The organism is Natronobacterium gregoryi SP2, assembly GCF_000230715.2.
Taxonomy (GTDB): domain Archaea; phylum Halobacteriota; class Halobacteria; order Halobacteriales; family Natrialbaceae; genus Natronobacterium; species Natronobacterium gregoryi.
In genome coordinates, this window is the sequence record NC_019792.1 from 2,670,798 (window position 1) to 2,688,726 (window position 17,929).

Below are 17,929 nucleotides of genomic sequence, written 5' to 3' on the forward strand. Positions count from 1 at the left end.
CCGATGCGCGATTCCGACGGTTCCAGCGACCGACGACAGCCGACCGACAGCGACGAGCCCTCGAAGAGACGGTCGATATTCGGGGTCGTCGCCTCGTGGGTCGACTCCGAGGAGCAGTCTGACGACGATCCCACCAGGACGCCATCGCCGTCCTCGAGCAGCGGTGAGACGCGATCTCGGGAGGACACGGACCCGTTCACGCGTCGGATCAACCCGCTGATCACGGACCGACCCTGGACTATCGTCCTCGTTTTCTTGCTCGTGACCGGCGTCTTCTTCGTCGGTGCGGTAGCGGGCGGAGGAGAACAGGAAGCCGGCACCGACCAGTTCACCGAGGACTCGGAGGCCCAGGAAGCGTTCGACGACATGCAGGATGACTTCGAACAGTCGGGCCACGACAGCGGTGGTACCAGTGCCCAACTGTTCGTCACCGACCGGAACGGCGGAAACGTCCTCTCGAAACCGAACCTGTTACGCATGCTCGAGTTCCAGGACCGTGTCGAGACCGAAGACGGGCTTCGGGTCACCTCGACGACGAGTCCGGCGTCGCTGGTCGCGACGCAACTGGCTCCGGCGGCGACGACCGCCGAAGAGCAACACCGCGAGATCGAACGCGCCTCGCCGCGCCAACTCGAGGCGGCCGTCGCGGCGGCCGACGAGACTGCGGGGATTCCGGTCAGTACCGACTTCACACGTGAGTCGGCGTCGGCAGACGTCGCACAGGTCGCGGTGACCTACGACACGCCCCCGAAGTCGGATACGAGCGATCACGCCCACCTCCAGTTTCGGACACAGGAGATCGCCGACGGGATCAACGGGTTCGAGACTGGCGACAACGTCGTCATCTGGGGTGACGCCCTCCTCGACGAGGAGGTCGTCCAACTGCTCGGTGATACGTCGGTCGTCGTCTTCCCGGCAGCGTTGGTTCTGATCCTGTTTTTCTTGCTGGTCGCCTACCGCGATCCGGTCGACCTCGCACTCGGGCTGGCGGCACTCGTGATGACGATGATCTGGACGTTCGGATTCATGGGGATAGCGAACATCCCGTTCTCGGATCAGCTCATCACGGTCTTTCCGCTGTTGCTCGCGGTCGGGATCGACTTCGGCATCCACATCATCAACCGCTACCGCGAGGAACGAACAGCGGGGAAAGCGATCGAGGACGCGATGGGGATCACGACCGGGCAGTTGACGACGGCGCTACTGATCGTCACCCTGACGACCGTCTTCAGCTTCATGGCGAATCTGGTCAGCGACATCACGCGAGAGTTCGGCATCGTCGCGGCCGCCGGTATCGTCTTTACGTTTCTCATCTTCAGCGTCTTTCTCCCGGCCGGGAAGGTCGGTTTCGACCGACTGCGCGAGGGAACGCGGTTCCCGGAGTTCGGCAGTAGCCCGCTTGGCCAGGAGAACTCGATCATGGGGCGGGTGCTTCCGATCGGCGTCCGCATCGCCCGCACGATCCCCGTGATCTTTCTCGTCGTGATGCTTGTCGTCGGTGCGGGCGCGGCGGCGTACGGTTCCGGCGTCGACACCGAGTTCGACCAGGAGGCCTTCTTTCCCGACGAGGACCGACTCGAGCAGTACGAGTCGCTCCCAGGCCCGCTTCAGCCAAGCGAGTACACGTTTATGTCGGTTCTCGATCACCTCGAAGAAGACTTCGATCAGAGCCTCGATGGAACGGTGACGATATACATCGAGGACAACGACCTCAGATCCGACGGTGCACTCGGAGAGATCGACCGGGCCGTCCACGACCCGCCCGACGCGTTCGCGACCAACGGGCGGGAGGCCGACGCAGACACGATCTTGGACGTCATCGACTCCCAGGCCGCAACCGACCCCGAGTTCGCGGCGGTCGTCCAGCGGTACGACACCACTGGCGACGAGATCCCCAACCGGAACGTCGACGCTGTCTACGACGAACTGTTCGCCTCCGACGCGAGCGACGACGCTGCCAGTCGACTGACGACCGACCGTGGTGCGACCCGGATCGACGCCCAGATCGACGTCGACGCCAGCCAGGAAGAAGCCGTCGCCGCTGGCAAAACCGTTGCCGAGGAGATGCGACTCGACGCGACCGCGACCGGTCAGCTGGTCATCTTCGAGGCCGTCATCGACCGCACCCTCGAATCCTCGGTCAACAGCCTCGTCGTCGCGTTCCTGCTGACGATGATCTTTCTCGTCCTTTCTTACTGGTCGCTCGAGGGGCGGGCGATATACGGCGTGTTGAACCTCGTTCCAGTCTTGCTCGCTGTCGCATTGTTGGTTGGCTCGATGCGGTACTTCGACGTGCCGTTGACGCCGATCAACGCACCGATACTCTCGGTTTCGATCGGTCTTGGGGTGGACTACACCGTCCACTTCATGCATCGGTTCGTCGACGAGTACGAGAACGGCAGCGACGTCCACGAGTCGCTGTCCGTGACCGTCCGTGGGACAGGCGGCGCGCTGACTGGAAGCATGCTGACGACGGTCACTGGGCTCGGCGTGCTCTACGTCGCGTTGATCCCGCTTATCATGGAGTTTGGACTCCTGCTCGCACTCGGCGTCTTCTACGCCTGGCTCACGTCGATCGTCGTCCTCCCGTCGGTGATCGTCGTCTGGGATCGCTTCGAGTGAAGATTGTCGATCGTTCGCACCCCGTGATTCTTTCTTTTCTTTCACACCATACCAGAACGGTTATAGGGTGCCGTCCCCGGATACCGGCACGTGAAACTATATCGACGATCGATGCTACGGCTCACTGGAGCGACTGCCGTCGCGGCGGTCGGAACGGCCGGCTGCCTGGGTACCGTCGGCCTGACGGACGACGGCGCGCCGTCTTACAGCCCGTGGCTCGGCCACACCGGCGACCAGGGGCTGTTCTACGCGTCCGTCGACTGGGCGGCATTCGAGCGCTTCGACGACCTCGCCGAAGAGTTCGAGTCCGCGGCGGACGACCCCAGCGAGACCCCCGCCGACCGGGACGATCCGATGCTCGCGCTCCCGACTGTCGGCGTCGTCGCGGTCGGATTCGGCGCATCGCTTACACTGCTGGGGACCGGTCTCGGCGACCTCGTCACGTTCGACGGCGAAAGAGAGTTCGAGACGGCCGTCGACGAGATCACCATCGTCAACGACGTCCTCGTACTGGCCGGAGACATCGACCGCGACGAAATCGACGAGGTACTGACTGCAGCGTCTGCGGACGACCCTGACACGAATACGGCCTACGAGCAAACCACGGAGATAGCCGGGTTCGACGTCTACGAACCCCTCGAGGAGGACGGACTCGACTTTTCGCTCACCGACGAGAAGACGGTCGCCGTCGGCGACGACGCGGTCCTCCTCGCACCCAACTCGGAAGGCGACGGGATCGACCGACTTCGAGGGCCGATCGAGGCCTACGCCGACGACGGGCAACCGTACGCCGACACGAACGACGACCTCGAGTGGCTCCTGTCGACGGCCGGAAGCGGCCACGTCGCGATCGGTAGCTACGGGATCACAGACCGTGAATCCGAGTCCGATCGCGACCTCGAACACGACGTCGACGAGACAGGGACGCCCCTCGACGACGCTGCCGGCGTCGTCGCCTCGCTGACGATCGAGGGCGAATCACAGGCCAGCGTCGAACTCGCAGCGACCTTCGACGAACTGGACACTGACGCCGAAGCGACTCTCGAGTCACGCCTCGGCTCGAGCGCCGCGGAGATCGAGTACGAGGTCGACGACGACCGACTCACCGCGTCGGGGACCTGGGACGAAGACGTGACAGAGACGTAGCAACCCATCTCATGCCTCCCGAGAACGCATCTGAGTCGGCTACTCGCTTCGGATCTCGAGTGCCCCTGCCATGTCGCTGCCGTGCGTCTCACAGAGGTAAGCAGCCATCTTCTCGGTCGCCTCGACGGTGACCGTCTGTTCGTCGCCTTCCTCGTCGACGAACGGCGAGGAACTGAGCCGAGAGCCGTCGGCGTCCCAGAACGCGAGGTTGTGAACGTCGCCGTCGACGTTCGTCCAGCGGAACTCGTACTCCCGGTCCTCGTAGAGCGCCAGGTCTGGGTTCTCGAGTCCGTCGACGACGGCCGGCCGACGACCCGTCCAGCCGTCGTCGGTGTCGGCCTCGAGTTCGATCAGATCGACGTCTTCCCACTCGCCGTCGGCCTCGAGTTCGGGATCGTCGAGGTCTTCGGCGACCGCCTCGAGATCCTCGGCGGGTTCGGCTCGTTCCTCTCTCCCCTCTTCGTCCACGTCTTCGCCTTCGCCCGTGCCGTCGGTACAGCCTGCAAGCAGCCCGAGGGTCACGGTGCTGCCGGTCGCTGAGAGCTCTAGGACGGCGCGTCGACTGTACTGATCGGCGGCGTATCGGGTCATCGACAGTGGTAGGCCGTTCGGCGAGAAGAGATGCCGGCCGACACTTGCGGGCACGGCGTTCGACCTGGTCGTGACGAAAACGGGGCGATCTCAGAACGGGAACAGCGACTCCGCCTCGAGATCGCGCTCTAACAGTTCGATCTCGTGACCGTCTTGGTCTTTCGTGAACGCGTACATGTTGTCGTTGCTCTCGGGAGCACGGTAGTCTGGTGCCTCGCGTTCCACAAGTTGGTCCCAGTCGCCCTCGAGGTCGTCGACGCGGAGACAGAGGTGGCCCCAGGCGTCGCCCTGATCGTACGTGCGGCCGTCGTAGTTGTAGGTGAGCTCGAGCGACATCGCCTCGTCGGCTGCGTCTGCGGGTTCGACGAAGTAGTTCGCGAAGGTGTCGGCCTCCCAGCGGCCGACCTCGTCGTACTCGAACTTGCGGGTCCAGAAGCCAAGCGCTTCGTCCGCGTCCTCGACGCGGATCATCGTGTGGTCGAGCGACCAGGTTTCGCCGACATCGCGCTGGACGATTTCGACCTCGTGCCCGTCGGGGTCTCTCACGAACGCGTAGCGGCCGCCACAGGACTCGGGGTCGCGGTAGTCCTCGACACCCTCGTCCATCAACTGCTCGTAATGTTCCTCGAGTTCGCCTTCCGGAACGCGGACCGCAACGTGTCCCCAGGCGTCGCCGAGTTCGACGTCCTCGCCCTCGTTGTGGGTAATCTCGAGCATCGCGCCCTCCTCGTGCATCTCCTCGGGGCCGAGATAGACGATGGTGAAGCCGTCGCCCTCGTAGCGGTCTTTCTCCTCGTACTCGAGGTGAGTCTGGTACCAGTCGAGTGACTTCTCGAGGTCCGAGACGCGAATCATCGTGTGATCGAGCGTGCCGTTCATACCCGTGGAATGGCACGCCTCCTGCAAAAGACTGTGGAACCCGGTCGAGTGGGGAGCCGTTTGGACGGCAAGCGGTATCGGGGATGGAGACGGAGACGGTCCGATGTGATACGGTTTACTGCCGGTTATCTCCGGTGGAAGCGCTTCGGGGCGCGTCCGCCCGGTACATCGGTACGGCAATCCGTCTGAGTCCCATCGGGGAAGGTTACGTCCGCGGGCTCCCCCCTACTCGGTTCGTTCCGTCGGTTCGTCGGGTCCCGCGCTGGCTGTGGGCTCTTGGCCACCGAACGCGGCCTCGGCACCGTCGTCCGAGCCGGAGGCGGGTTTCACAGGCTCACCCTGGTGTTTTTGCTCGACGCTGGCGGCGATCGGATCGACACCCTTGCGACGAGCGTCGAGTTCCGAGAGTGCATAGACCAGGACGACCAGCACGATCGCCCCGATCGAGAGCAGCACTAGCGGCGAAATGGCGGTGATACCCCAGACGAGCAACAACGTGATCGCTACGATCCCGACGGTCCCTGCGTAGTAAAACTGCGTCCTGACGTGGTCGATGAGGTCAGCGCCGGTGAACGTCGAGGACAGCACTGATGTGTCCGAGATCGGCGAGGTGTGGTCGCCGAAGATAGCCCCGGAGAAGATGGTGCCGACGACAGCGGCGACCATCGTGTGATCGCCGGTGAGTTGCCAGGCGACGGGGATCGCGATCGGCGTCAGAATTGCCATCGTCCCCCAGGACGTGCCAGTCGAGAACGCGATAAACGCGGCCGTCACCAGGATGACTGCTGGGAGCACCGACGGCGGCAGGTGTTCACCCACGTACTCGGCGACGTACGCACCCGTGTCGAGCGCGGCGACGACTTCACCGATACCCCACGCGAGCACGAGGATCGAGACGGCCGTGAGCATGAGTCCGAAGCCGTCGATCGTCGTGTCCGTCGCCTCGTTGAAACCGAAGATGTCGTAGACTTTCCCGATCACGAATCCCGAGAGAACCATCGCGAACGAGCCGTATATCAACGCCGTGGCGTAGTCGGCGTCGATAACCATGTCGTAGAGGCCGTCACCGGGATCGTACCCCGTTAGCAGGGCCGAGCCGATCGTGACGACAATGAGGACGACGACCGGGACAAAGAAGCTCAACAGCCGCGGGTTCGTGGCCTCTGGGTCGCCGAGATCGGCCTCGACGTCTTGCATCGGCTGGGCGTCCTCGCGGTAGACCTTCCCCGTACGCAAGGACCGATGCTCGGCGTCGAGCATCTCCCCGTAATCCCGTCGCGTGCCCACGATGATCGCGACCATCACGATCGCGAGAATAGCGTACATGTTGAACGGAATCGAACTGATGAAGATCTCGAACGCCGAGGGGTGGTCCTGGAGTCCAAGATCATCGTACGCGTCCCGAATGAGTCCGAGCTGGAACGCGACCCACGACGAGATACCGAGCGTCGCCACCGGCGCTGCGGTCGAGTCGACGATGTACGACAGTTTCTCGCGGGAGATCAACAACTGGTCGGAGACGTCTTTCATCGTACTCCCGACGATTGCTGTATTCGCGTAGTCGTCGAAAAACAGCAACAGACCGAGCAGCCAGGTAACCGCGCCAGCCTCCCGTTGGGTCTCGAGTCGCGACAGCGCCCAGTTGCGGACGGCGTAGGACCCGCCGAGGTTCCAAATCATGGCGACCCCCGAGCCGAGCAGCAAAGTAAACACCAGGATCTGTGCGTGAAAGCCATCGTCGGCGATGATCGCCGCCACGACCCAGTCGAACGTCGGGACGATTCCGAAACCGGACGCGACGACACCTTCGATCCATCCCCACGGATCGGCGAGCGGATTCGGCCCGCCCGCGTACAGAACTCCCCCCGACCAGATTCCCAAGAACAGGGACAGCACGGCCTTACGCGTCACGAGCGCTAGCACGATCGCTAGCAACGGCGGCAGCAGTGACAGTGCCCCGAATTCGGACATACGCTACGATTGAACGAGGGGACAAATAAATATCGGTGAACGTATGTTGCTTCGATACCCCCAACCCGTGATATTAGTCAAATGAAAACCTGTCGAAATGAAACTGTTCTACTCGCTCGAGACGTATTTCGGCTGTCACGAACGGATCGTCCCGCAGGCGGCACAACCGACCCGTGCCTACCGCCGGAGAATCAGTTTCAGGACGTCCTCGTCTTCGAGGACGTGATCCGTCCCGACCTGCTGTTCGTCGTGGGTGGCACTGGGGCCAGTGACGCGGGCAAAGCGGAACCGCTCTTCCATCTCCCCGCCGAGTTTCTCGATCGCCTCACCGACGGTCGTTCCTTCCTCGACGACCAGCGGCTCTTCCCAGTCGATGCCACGGCTGGGCTTGTTCATGTAGACGCGGATAAGGCCAAGACGATCCCAGATACGGTCTTTCAAGGCCTCGAGGCCCCGCTCGGCCTCGGCGCTGATGAAAGTGACTGCCTCGGGATGCAAGTCGCGCTCGCGGAGTTGTGCGTCGACCGTCTCCTTGTAGTCGGGCTCGATCAGGTCGACCTTGTTGACGCAGGTGATCGAGGGAATGTACTCGCGGTTGTCCATCAGCCCGTCGATCAGTCGGTCGATCGTCACCGTCTCCTGGAGGTTCAGATCGGCGTTGACGTAGCCCTGGTCACGCAACACGTCCTTGATCGTCCCTTCGTCTAGCTCCTGGTCGGTGCTCGAGGTGATCTTGATCCCGTCTTTGTGCTTGGGTCGGACGGTCACCCGTGGTGGCTCCTGGTCGACGCGGATGTTGATGTCGTACAGTTCCTCCTGCAGACGGTCGTACTGTTCGATCTCGAACACTGAGAGGACGAACACGATCAGGTCGGCGTTGCGCACGACCGCAAGTACCTGCTGGCCGTCGCCTTTCCCCGACGCCGCCCCCTCGATCAGCCCTGGGACGTCTAACATCTGGATGTTCGCCCCACGGTGGTTCAGCATGCCGGGATTGACATCCAGCGTCGTAAACTCGTAGGAGCCGGTTTCGCTCTCGGCGTTGGTCAGCGAGTTCAGCAGCGACGACTTGCCGACGCTTGGAAACCCGACCAGCGCGACGGTCGCATCGCCGTGTTTCTCGACGGAATACCCGCCGCCACCGCCAGACCCCGATTGCTGTTTCTCGAGTTGCTCTTTCTTGTCCGCGAGCTTCGACTTGAGCCGGCCGATGTGGGCCTCCGTCGACTTGTTGTAGGGCGTGTTGGCGATTTCTTCTTCGATCTCCTTGATCTCCTCCTCGAGCCCCATTTGTCTGCATTCAGCCGGTCGCACCGAAAAACCCTTTCCATGCGCCGCGACGCCGACCGGTTTCAGTCGCCCACTACGAGAGGTCTGAGTAGTTCACCCACTCCCACTCATTACCGTTGCCAACTCGTTTCGACACCTATAACCAACGGAGGTGAGAACGTCTGGACGAATGTCAGATCCGTCACGGCTGCGTGATAGCACGCAGATCGTCGTCAGGCGAGAGACACTGAACGAACTCGAGCCCCCGATCGACGAGGAGTGTACCGTGACGGTCTTCGAAGAAAGCGAGGACTACTACCGAATCATCGGCAGCCCCGTCGAGATCAAGCAGGCAGGTGAGTACCTGGCACGACGTGGAGTCTCTGTGCCCTGATGGGCGACGCCAGCCGAGACGGACGTCGTCCGTCAACGTCTCTCTTCACGAGCGAGGCCGCGATTCCACCGCATCCGTCCAGCAGTAGCAGTCCGTGTGACGATCAAACCAGCACGTCGACCTCGTAGTCAGCGTCCCGAAGATCCGCGAGGAACGCCTCGACGTGGTCGGGACCGCGCATCTCGAGTTCGATTTCGACTTCGGCGTCGTTCAGTTCGACGCCACGCGAGGTCCGGTCGTGGTTGATCGCGTAGATGTTCGCCTGGTGGTCGGTGAAGATATCGAGCAGTTCCTCCAGTGCGCCCGGTTTATCGGGCAAGACCGTCCGGAACTTCAGGTAGCGGCCGGTCTCGACGAGTCCGCGGACGATAACGTTGCTGAGCGTGTTGAGGTCGATGTTGCCGCCACAGAGGGCTGGAACGATCGTCTCGTTTTCGTCGTAGTCGAACTTCTCGAAGAGGACGGCTGCGAGTGACACTGCGCCTGCCCCCTCGACGACCGTCTTCGAACGCTCGAGCAAGTGGACGATCGTCATGGCGATTTCCGGATCGGAGACAGTGACGACCTCGTCCACGCGCTCCTGAATGTGTGGGAACGTCTGTTCACCGACGCTCCGAGTGGCGATCCCGTCTGCGATCGTGTCCACGCCGTCGAGCGAAACGCGCTCACCCTTCTCGAGGGAGGGCACGGCACTGGAGGCACCTTCGGCCTGGACGCCGACGACGCGTGCGTCGGGTTTCTCGCCCTTGATCGCCGTCGCGATGCCGCTGATCAGCCCGCCACCGCCGATCGGAACGACGACGGTCTCGAGATCGGGACAGTCCGCGACGACCTCGAGGCCGATCGTCCCCTGACCGGCCATCACGTCTTCGTCGTCGAACGCGTGGAGGTAGGTCATCCCTTCCTCGCGTTCGATCTCGTGGGCGTACTCGGCGGCTTCGTTGTAGTCGCTGCCCTCGAGGACGACGGTGGCACCGTAGTTTCTGGTCGCTTTCACCTTCGAGATCGGGGCGTGTTTGGGCATGACGATCGTCGAATCGACTCCCGCACGGGTCGCTGCGAGCGCGACGCCCTGGGCGTGGTTGCCCGCGCTCGCAGTGACGACGCCCGCCTCCCGCTGGTCGTCAGAGAGCGTCGCGATCCTGTTTGTCGCACCGCGAATCTTGAACGCACCCGTTCGCTGGTGGTTCTCCAGTTTCAGGTGGACGTCCGCGCCGGTCATCGAAGAGTAAGTGTCGGAGTACTCGAGCGGCGTATGCCGGGCAGTCTCGCGTACCCGCTCGCGCGCCTCGAGAACGTCCGAGAGTTCGAGCATACGTTCGACTATGCGCGGCTCTCGTAATATTGTTGGCACGACATCCGGCGCGCTCGAGCGCCAATCGACACGATCCAGTGCTCGAGTGTCTGGGTCCGTCTCCAACCGGCCCGTCAGAACGGCGACTGCGATCGATTCCGTTCTTGTTCGTCGAGTAGCCGTCTTCGGTCCGGACGACGACGAACTGGACGGATCGGCCCGACACTATCCGCAAAATCGCTACGTGACGCGATTCCCTCCCTGGTGTAAACGCCGGGGTTCTCTCGCTGTCTGAAGATGGGGCGTGACTCCCCGTTCGGCGTCAGAAGGCGTCGCCCTGGAAGTTCGTCTCGGCGTGGAGATCTCCTTTCAACGCGTCGTGGACCTTACAGAGTTCGAACGCACGCTCGATTATCGCCTCACCAGTCTCGTCGTCGACATCGGCCTCGACGCGGACGTCGAACTGGATCGACTCGAGTTTGTCCTCGTCGTCGAGGTGGCCCGTCGCGTCGATTTCGACTTTTCCCAAGTCTTCGACGTCCCGTTGCTGGCCGCCGACACGGAGGGCAGGCACATAACAGGAACCGTACGCAGCGAGTAGAGCCTCGAGGGTGTCGGGTGCAGCGTCACCGTTGGCGTCGATGGCCGTCTCGAACTCGCGTATCTCGTTTGTCGCGCTGAACCCTTCCGCGGAGGTCGTGGTGACTTCTTTCGACATGGCACTCGAGTCGTCCACGGCTGGTGCTGTAAACGTTGTTCTGTCTGGAGCGACGATCCGTTCGGACGACGAGTCTCGAAGAAGCCGTCGCCGCGACGCTGCGAGAAGCGACGACAGCGCCCCTACAGCTCGAACGTCTCGTCGCCCTCGAGGACGTGTACCTCGGCGTCGTCGACGTACTCGGCGAACGCTTCGGGATCGGTTTCGATCGGGGGGAACGTGTCGTAGTGCTGTGGGAGGACGTGATCGACGTCGAGCCAGTCGGCAGCGATCGCGGCTTGCTGGGTCCCCATCGTGAAGTGGTCGCCGATGGGCAAGAGTGCTGCGTCGGGCGCTAAGTGATCGCCGATTACGTCGCGCATCTCGGACATCAACGAGGTGTCGCCGGCGTCGTAGACGGTCGTCGTGTCGGCACCTGCGTCGTGAGGATGGGCGTCGGAGATGACGAACCCAGCAGGCATGCCGGCATCGATGTCGTACTCGGTCATGATTCCGTTCGTGTGATCGGCCCGGACCATGGTGACGAAGGCGTCGCCACACTCGACGGTGCCGCCAAGGTTCATTCCCATGCCGCCGACGGCGTCCTCGAAGCCGAACTCCGCCTCACAGTAGGAGACGAGTTCCGGCGTCGCGACGAGCGTCGCGTCCGAGAACTCGCCTGCGTGGGCGATGTGGTCGGCGTGGCCGTGAGTCAACAGCACGTAATCGGGTGTGTCGATCTCCGACGGCTCCAGGTCGGTCTTTGGGTTGTCGAAAAACGGGTCGACTAGCAGGTCGGTGTCGCCAACCGAGACGTGCCACGTCGAGTGACCGTGCCAGGTGAGCTCCATAGCGTTCGAGCCGTTGGTTCGAGATCCACTTAAATTTAGGCGAGCGAGAGGTCGACGACACCACCTGCAGTAATCGGTGTGTCGTCCCGTTCGGTGGTGTAACGGGCTCTCCTGCCGAATGTACTATCACCAACACTTATCACCCATACCGTCCCCACTTATAGGCGGCCGCAGGCGATCTGACACACCACGCGTGCGGTCCGATCGCGAAGAGCGATCAGTTTTGGACGACACATTGACGCCACGGAGCACGACACCACGAAACACGACGCCGCCGACGCCCGTGGCGACCGTCGTCCCGACGATGCCGTGTCGTTTTCTATACGGGGCCCGTAGCCCGACCATGCTCGCACTCACGCTCGAGGAGTTCATGATAGAGTTGAACGACGGATCGATCAAGAACGTCGGCCCGAAGAACAAGGCAGCGACCGCGAAACTGTTCGATGTCGAGACGGTCGAAGCCCGGGAGTTCGGGGACAAGCGCGTCAAGCTCGTCTTCGAGGACGAGGACGACAACGAGATCCAGGTTTCGTTGTTCCCCGAGGATGTCCGAAAACTCACGAACGACGTCGAAGAACTCGAGGAGGAGTCGCCCGTTTTCGAGTGAGTGTCACGGCTAGCGACTGATAGTCGTCGCGGCGCTGTGACGAACGCATTTCGACAACCGTTTTAGGACGAACCTGCTTCACCCGAGTAGATGGGTAACTGCATCATCTGTGGCACAGTTGTCGACGGAGAAGTCTGCGCGAGTCACGAGGAGGACGTCGCTTTCGAATTTCGAGGCACCTCCCCTTCGCAGCTTTCTCCCGGTCGGTACTACCGGGGGACCGTCGACGGCTATGCCGACTTCGGCGTGTTCGTCGACGTCGGCGACCACGTCACTGGCCTGTTGCACAGAAGCGAACTCGACCAACGCCTCGAGAGTCTCGACTGGGAGCCCGGCGACGAGGTGTTCGTCCAGGTGCTCGACGTTCGGGACAACGGTAATGTCGACCTTGGCTGGTCGATCCGTCAGCGCGGACGCGAGTTCCGCGGCAAGTTGATCGAGACGGCAGACGACGAGCTTCGACCGGAGGAACTCGAAGACGACGACAGCGAGTCCGAAAGCGACGATTCGAACGCTGGCGACGACCGACAGACGGCATCCGCCGACAGCGAGCCGTCTGCTGCAAACAGCGGCGACACCGTCGCCGCGAGCAGTTCCGGCGGGACGAGTACCGTCGCAGCCGAGTCGACCGGATCGACGGCCACGACCGACGACGCAGTCGACACCGAATCGACCGCCGAGGACGAACCCGCGCTCAAACGAACGACGGTCGACGCCATCGACACCCAGGTCGGGAGCGTCGTCCGCCTCGAGGGCGAGATCACTGGCGTCCGCCAGACGAGCGGTCCGACGGTCTTCGAGCTAAGCGACGAGACCGGTGCCGTCGAGTGTGCTGCCTTCGAAGAGGCGGGCGTCCGCGCTTACCCAAGCGTCGAAGTCGAAGCTGTCGTCGCACTCGAGGGCGAAGTCGAACGCCATCACGGCGAACTCCAGATCGAGACAGAGACGCTCGAGGTCCTCGAAGGCGAAAAGAGAGAGACCATCGCCGAGCGCCTCGAGAGTGCGATCGAGCGAGAAGCGACCCCGGCCGAGATCGAGTTCCTCGCCGATCACGACGCCGTCGCTGCCGTCGAAGACGGAGTTGGAGACGCCGCGACCGCGATCCGCCGTGCCGTCATGGAGGCGCGACCGATCGTCGTCCGCCACGGTGCGACCGCCGACGGCTACCTCGCTGGCGCGGCCATCGAGCGCGCAGTGCTCCCGCTGATCCGCGAGAAACACACCCGCGAGGACGCGGAGTACCACTACTTCGAGCGCCGGCCGCTGGACGACCACGTCTACGACATGGACGCCGCGACCGACGACGTCACCTCGATGCTCGAGGCTCGTGACCGACACGGCGAACAGCTTCCGCTGGTCGTACTCGTCGATGTCGGGTCGACGGTCGAGTCGATCGACGGCTACGACCTGCTCTCGCTGTACGACGCGAACGCAGTCGTCGTCGACGACAGCCACGCCGACGAAGCGATCACCGACGCCGTCGAGGTCGCCGTCACGCCGTCACTCGACGGCGCAGATGTCTCCGACGTCACGTCGACGGCGCTCGCTGCCAACGTCGCCGCCCACGTCAACGACGACGTTCGCGACGAGGTCGAACACCTCCCCGCGATCAGCTACTGGGAGGATACCCCCGAGGCGTATCTCGCGCTCGCGACCGAGGCCAACTACGACGAAACCGCGATCGCAGAGCGCCGCGAGGCCGTCGCACTCGAGGCCTACTACCAGTCCTACAAAGACAAGCGCGAACTCGTCTCTGACCTGCTGTTTGGCGATGCGGACGCGCCAGAGGCACGCGACGGCGACCTCGCCGCCCACGTCTCCGAACAGTTCCGTGCGAAACTCGACACGGAACTCGAGACCGCCCGGGAGAACATAGAGATCGAGGAGGTCGACGGCATCACCGTCGCCGTCCTCGACACTGCAGCGTTTACACACCGATACAATTTCCCGACGACGACGCTGTTGCTCGACGAACTCCACCGTCGCCAACACGACGAGGGCCCATTCGTCACCCTCGGTGTCGGCGACGACGAACTGCACGTTCGAGCGACCGAGTCGCTGAACGTTCGCGACCTCGGCGATGCGATCGCCGAAGCAGCTCCCGACGCCGGTGTCCGCGTCGTCGGCGGCCACGACGGCTACGTCGAGTTCCTCCCCGGGGAACGGGCGGCCGTCCGCGAGGCCGCCCTCGAGGCACTCGACGAGACGCTCGCGTAAGCACGGAGTCAACGCGCACCGTCCCGTTCTCCGCGCGCCACGTCCTCGAGTGATGACGCCGTCGAGCCGAGAGTCCGCGTGGCCCGTCGGCCTCTGTGTGACCGTCGCCTGGTTTCGCAGTCGCTCCGACCACCACAACACGGTCGGCAGCTGTGACGACCGTTCGAGCGAGTCATGGAACGTGTGGACGTGGACTCCTCGCCGTCTCATCCGGTTTGCTGTCGGTCATGTCCGGCGCGACCGCGAGCCCGCCTGCGGCCGCAGCCGGTACATCGGTACAGCAGTCCGTCTCACAACTCGGCTCTAGTGGCGGGCCAAGCCTGCACTGATGGGTCGAATCTGGCGGTGTGGCCCGATTCGACCCGTCAGTCGACGGTTGGGACGGTACTAGTATGACGGGTCGGCGTGATGGGAGCTGGCGGGTTACAGGACTGCGCTCTGGCCGTAACTCGAACGGCTTCCTGGACGGCGGTGCCGGCGCACTCTCTCCACCGTCAGTTCCCTGACCCGAAGCGGCTACACCGAGACATCGTGCCAGCAATCCGTATGAACTGGAACTCGAGTGTCGGCGTCGGTTCCGGAACCGAGGGCGAGAACACGCAAACGCCTACCGGTCGCTTTTGCTGTGGGTCCGGAAACCGTCACGCATGAGTGGCAACGACCGGAGCCGCGATCGTACACAGGACCGCGCCGAACAGCGCAACGCCGACCGGGCCGACCGGACCGAGTCGGTCCTCGAAGACATCGAACGATACTTCGGCGAACTCGAGTATCCAGTCATCAGTGAGGGGGTCGCGGCCGAGTACGGAAACGAGTCGCTCGACATGCAAAACGAGACGGAGTCGCTGGGCAGCGTCTTCGTCCGGCTCGTTGGCGAAGAGTTCGACTCCCTCGAGGGGTTTGGGAGGCCGTCTACGGCGAAATAACCGACGAATCGGGGGGTCACCACGAGGCGCATCTGGAGCGGGATCTCGAGCGATTGGACGATCGGAAGGACGGCTCGCTCGGCGAGACCGGAAGTGACGCCCTCTAACCCGCCGCCGGTCGCGTTCCCGGGGTCGCCGCTCGAGGGACGCTTCGTTGCAAAAGACCGCTGTAGCAGCCACGACCGAACCGGTTTCTGTCGGGCGGATCGAGATAGCAGAACGGATTTACGTCCCCGTCGCCTTCGTTCGCGTATGGATTACGAATCGAGTCTCGACCGAGCGATGGAGGACGTTCCCGACATCGGAGGCGACGAACAGCGGTTACAGATTCCGGATGCCACAGCCCAGAAAGACGGTGCGTTCACCCGGTTCAAGAACGTCGACGATATCGCCGACGTGCTCTCCCGGGAGACCGAACACGTTCACCGGTTCATCCAGCGTGAACTGGGGACTAGTGGTAAACTTGAGGACGGTCGTGCCCGGTACAACGGCTCGTTCTCTCAGCAGGACTTCGACGCTGCCGTCGACGCCTACGTCGACGAGTACGTCCTCTGTACGGAGTGTGGCTTGCCGGACACCCGTCTCGTCCGCGAGGATCGCACGCCGATGCTTCGCTGTGACGCCTGTGGTGCGTTCCGTCCCGTCACCAAGCGCTCGACGAGCACCCAGCAGCAACAACAGCAGGAAGCCGTCGAAGAGGGCAAGACCTACACTGTCGAGATCACCGGCACGGGCCGCAAGGGTGACGGTGTCGCGGAAAAAGGCGAGTACACGATCTTCGTCCCCGGTGCAGCCGAAGGTGACGTCGTCGACATCTACATCAAGAACATCTCGGGCAACCTCGCGTTCGCCCGTCTCGACTGAGCCGCTCCTGTTCCCGCGATGTCCCTGCTTCGATCACCACAGAACCGGCAGCGTTCGGCCCCTCCTGAACGTTTTTGTTCCGATCCCGACTGAACTAGCCGTATGTCGACACAGCTTCCTGCCGAGGAGTTCGAACGCCGTCTCGAGGCCGTCCGCGGTCGGCTCGCGGAGACGGACGCGGGCGCTGGCGTCTGGTTCGGCGCGACGAGCATCGAGTATCTCACCGGCTTCGATCACATCCAGACCGAACGGCCGGTCGTGCTCGCAGTAACGGACGAACGCGTCGCGATCACCGTTCCCCGACTCGAGGTCGAACGTGTCGAGTCGAACCCGCGGATCGACGCCGTCTATCACTACCGGGACTATCCCGGCGGCAAATCGATCGAGACCGCAGTCGAGATGCTCGAGGAACTCGGTGTCGACGCCGTCGCCGCCGATGCCGACGGCGCGCCGGGCGTGATGGGCTACCAGGGCCCCGTACTGTCGGAGTTCGTCGACCTCGAGAGCCAGGGCTGGGTCGCGCGACTGCGCTGGGAGAAGTCCGAGGCCGAACTCGAGTTGATCCGTGAGTCTGCCAAGTGGGCGAACCTCGGTCATCGCTATCTCGCGGAGTACACCGAGCCGGGCGCTCACCCGGCGACGGTGAGCCAGCGGGCGTCGCTCGAGGCCTCCCGGGCGATGCTCGATACCCTCGGGGACCAGTATGTCGCCCGCACTCGTGGCGACGGGCCGGTCCACGCGGGCTACATCACGGGCGAACAGACTAGGCTTCCCCACGGCCACACCGCGAATCGCCGACTCGAGGCGGGCGACGTGCTCGTCACGGGCGCGAGCGCAAACGTCGACGGCTACTTCTCAGAACTCGAGCGGACGATGTTCGTCGGTGAGCCCGACGACGAGCAGGTCAACTACTTCGAGATCATGGCAGAGGCCCAGGACATTGCGATCGACGAACTCGGCCCGGGCGTCCCAATCGCGGCAGTCGACCGCGCCGTCGAGGCCTACTTCGAGGAGCAAGGTGTCGCGGACCTCGCACAGCACCACGTCGGCCACAACATCGGCATGGGCGGCCACGAACCGCCGTACATCGACGAGGGGTGGGGAGACCACTGCGAGAGCGAACACACGAACTACGACGAGGACGACGCCGTGATGCAGCCCGGCCACGTCTGGACGATCGAACCCGGCATCTACACCGACACCTACGGCTACCGTCACTCCGATACGATCGCCGTCACCGAGGACGGGATCGAGTGGCTGACCTACTATCCGCGAGACCTCGAGTCGAATATCGTGTCGCTCGAGTGACCTCGATCGACGGAGGTCGACCAGTTTGTGATCGAAAAAGGGATTAGACGCCACGACCGAACGTTTCGGACAGTGAGTGAAACAGAGACGGCACTTGCTCTCAAGCAATCGGTTGCACTGTTGGTGATTCTTCCGACAGCGATCGGTCTCGTCTCTGTTCTCTCCGGTGATCGTCTCGCAACCGGTGTTCGATGGGGGACGCTGATGGCTATCGTCGTCTTACTCTATTACTATTGGAGTGATATACTCGGCAACCCCGAACACGCAGGCTGGTTGGGCAAAAAGTAGTGACT

At 63.1% G+C, this 17,929-nt stretch carries 15 protein-coding genes and 1 pseudogene; 9 read left to right on the forward strand and 7 right to left on the reverse strand.

The annotated features are described in order from the left end of the window. Nucleotides 1–3 precede the first annotated feature (3 nt). Both NATGR_RS13325 and NATGR_RS13330 read left to right on the forward strand, forming a co-directional pair. Nucleotides 4–2,622: an efflux RND transporter permease subunit gene (locus NATGR_RS13325; RefSeq protein ID WP_005580535.1), complete on the forward strand. Its 2,619-nt coding sequence runs from the start codon at nucleotides 4–6 to the stop codon at nucleotides 2,620–2,622. 90 nt (nucleotides 2,623–2,712) lie between these two features. Beyond that, a complete protein-coding gene (locus NATGR_RS13330) occupies nucleotides 2,713–3,768 on the forward strand; it encodes a hypothetical protein (RefSeq protein WP_231990878.1) in 1,056 nt (351 codons plus the stop codon). A gap of 39 nt (nucleotides 3,769–3,807) precedes the next feature. On the opposite strand, the gene NATGR_RS13335 is transcribed toward NATGR_RS13330, so the two are convergent. The 4 genes from NATGR_RS13335 to NATGR_RS13350 all read right to left on the reverse strand — a co-directional run bounded on the left by NATGR_RS13335 (nucleotide 3,808) and on the right by NATGR_RS13350 (nucleotide 8,499). Continuing rightward, entirely contained in the window at nucleotides 3,808–4,359 is a 552-nt protein-coding gene (locus NATGR_RS13335) for a cupredoxin domain-containing protein (protein WP_005580537.1), read from the reverse strand. Nucleotides 4,360–4,449: 90 nt separating this feature from the next. Then, entirely contained in the window at nucleotides 4,450–5,238 is a 789-nt protein-coding gene (locus NATGR_RS13340; RefSeq protein WP_005580538.1) for a VOC family protein, read from the reverse strand. A gap of 225 nt (nucleotides 5,239–5,463) precedes the next feature. Further along, nucleotides 5,464–7,209 (reverse strand): Na+/H+ antiporter NhaC family protein, encoded by a 1,746-nt coding sequence (locus NATGR_RS13345; protein ID WP_005580539.1) that lies wholly within the window; start codon nucleotides 7,207–7,209, stop codon nucleotides 5,464–5,466. Between the two features lie 177 nt (nucleotides 7,210–7,386). Beyond that, nucleotides 7,387–8,499 (reverse strand): OBG GTPase family GTP-binding protein, encoded by a 1,113-nt coding sequence (locus NATGR_RS13350; protein WP_005580540.1) that lies wholly within the window; start codon nucleotides 8,497–8,499, stop codon nucleotides 7,387–7,389. A gap of 169 nt (nucleotides 8,500–8,668) precedes the next feature. Here NATGR_RS13350 and NATGR_RS13355 point away from each other — a divergent pair, with 169 nt between their 5' ends. Beyond that, nucleotides 8,669–8,872 (forward strand): VNG_1110C family protein, encoded by a 204-nt coding sequence (locus NATGR_RS13355; protein WP_005580541.1) that lies wholly within the window; start codon nucleotides 8,669–8,671, stop codon nucleotides 8,870–8,872. Between the two features lie 103 nt (nucleotides 8,873–8,975). Here the strand turns inward: NATGR_RS13355 and ilvA are convergent, their stop codons facing one another. The 3 genes from ilvA to NATGR_RS13370 all read right to left on the reverse strand — a co-directional run bounded on the left by ilvA (nucleotide 8,976) and on the right by NATGR_RS13370 (nucleotide 11,714). Further along, a complete protein-coding gene (ilvA, locus tag NATGR_RS13360; RefSeq protein WP_005580542.1) occupies nucleotides 8,976–10,187 on the reverse strand; it encodes a threonine ammonia-lyase in 1,212 nt (403 codons plus the stop codon). 301 nt (nucleotides 10,188–10,488) lie between these two features. After that, nucleotides 10,489–10,884 carry an OsmC family protein gene (locus NATGR_RS13365; protein ID WP_005580543.1) on the reverse strand — a complete coding sequence of 132 codons (396 nt, stop codon included), beginning with the start codon at nucleotides 10,882–10,884 and terminating at the stop codon, nucleotides 10,489–10,491. Between the two features lie 122 nt (nucleotides 10,885–11,006). Then, nucleotides 11,007–11,714, reverse strand: a complete 708-nt coding sequence (locus tag NATGR_RS13370) for a metal-dependent hydrolase (protein ID WP_005580544.1) — start codon at nucleotides 11,712–11,714, stop codon at nucleotides 11,007–11,009. Between the two features lie 343 nt (nucleotides 11,715–12,057). On the opposite strand from NATGR_RS13370, the gene NATGR_RS13375 reads away from it, so the two are divergent. The 6 genes and pseudogenes from NATGR_RS13375 (at nucleotide 12,058) to NATGR_RS13405 (ending at nucleotide 17,924) form a co-directional block, all read left to right on the forward strand. Next, complete coding sequence (locus NATGR_RS13375) at nucleotides 12,058–12,321, forward strand: hypothetical protein (RefSeq protein WP_005580545.1); 264 nt, start codon at nucleotides 12,058–12,060, stop codon at nucleotides 12,319–12,321. 90 nt (nucleotides 12,322–12,411) lie between these two features. Then, nucleotides 12,412–14,538: a DHH family phosphoesterase gene (locus tag NATGR_RS13380; protein WP_005580547.1), complete on the forward strand. Its 2,127-nt coding sequence runs from the start codon at nucleotides 12,412–12,414 to the stop codon at nucleotides 14,536–14,538. Nucleotides 14,539–15,185: 647 nt separating this feature from the next. Beyond that, nucleotides 15,186–15,571 (forward strand): annotated as a pseudogene (locus tag NATGR_RS13390) (DUF5789 family protein). 145 nt (nucleotides 15,572–15,716) lie between these two features. Beyond that, nucleotides 15,717–16,328: a translation initiation factor IF-2 subunit beta gene (locus NATGR_RS13395; RefSeq protein ID WP_005580552.1), complete on the forward strand. Its 612-nt coding sequence runs from the start codon at nucleotides 15,717–15,719 to the stop codon at nucleotides 16,326–16,328. 102 nt (nucleotides 16,329–16,430) lie between these two features. Continuing rightward, complete coding sequence (locus NATGR_RS13400; RefSeq protein ID WP_005580554.1) at nucleotides 16,431–17,636, forward strand: M24 family metallopeptidase; 1,206 nt, start codon at nucleotides 16,431–16,433, stop codon at nucleotides 17,634–17,636. Nucleotides 17,637–17,708: 72 nt separating this feature from the next. Continuing rightward, entirely contained in the window at nucleotides 17,709–17,924 is a 216-nt protein-coding gene (locus NATGR_RS13405; protein ID WP_015233697.1) for a hypothetical protein, read from the forward strand. The last annotated feature ends 5 nt before the right edge of the window (nucleotides 17,925–17,929 follow it).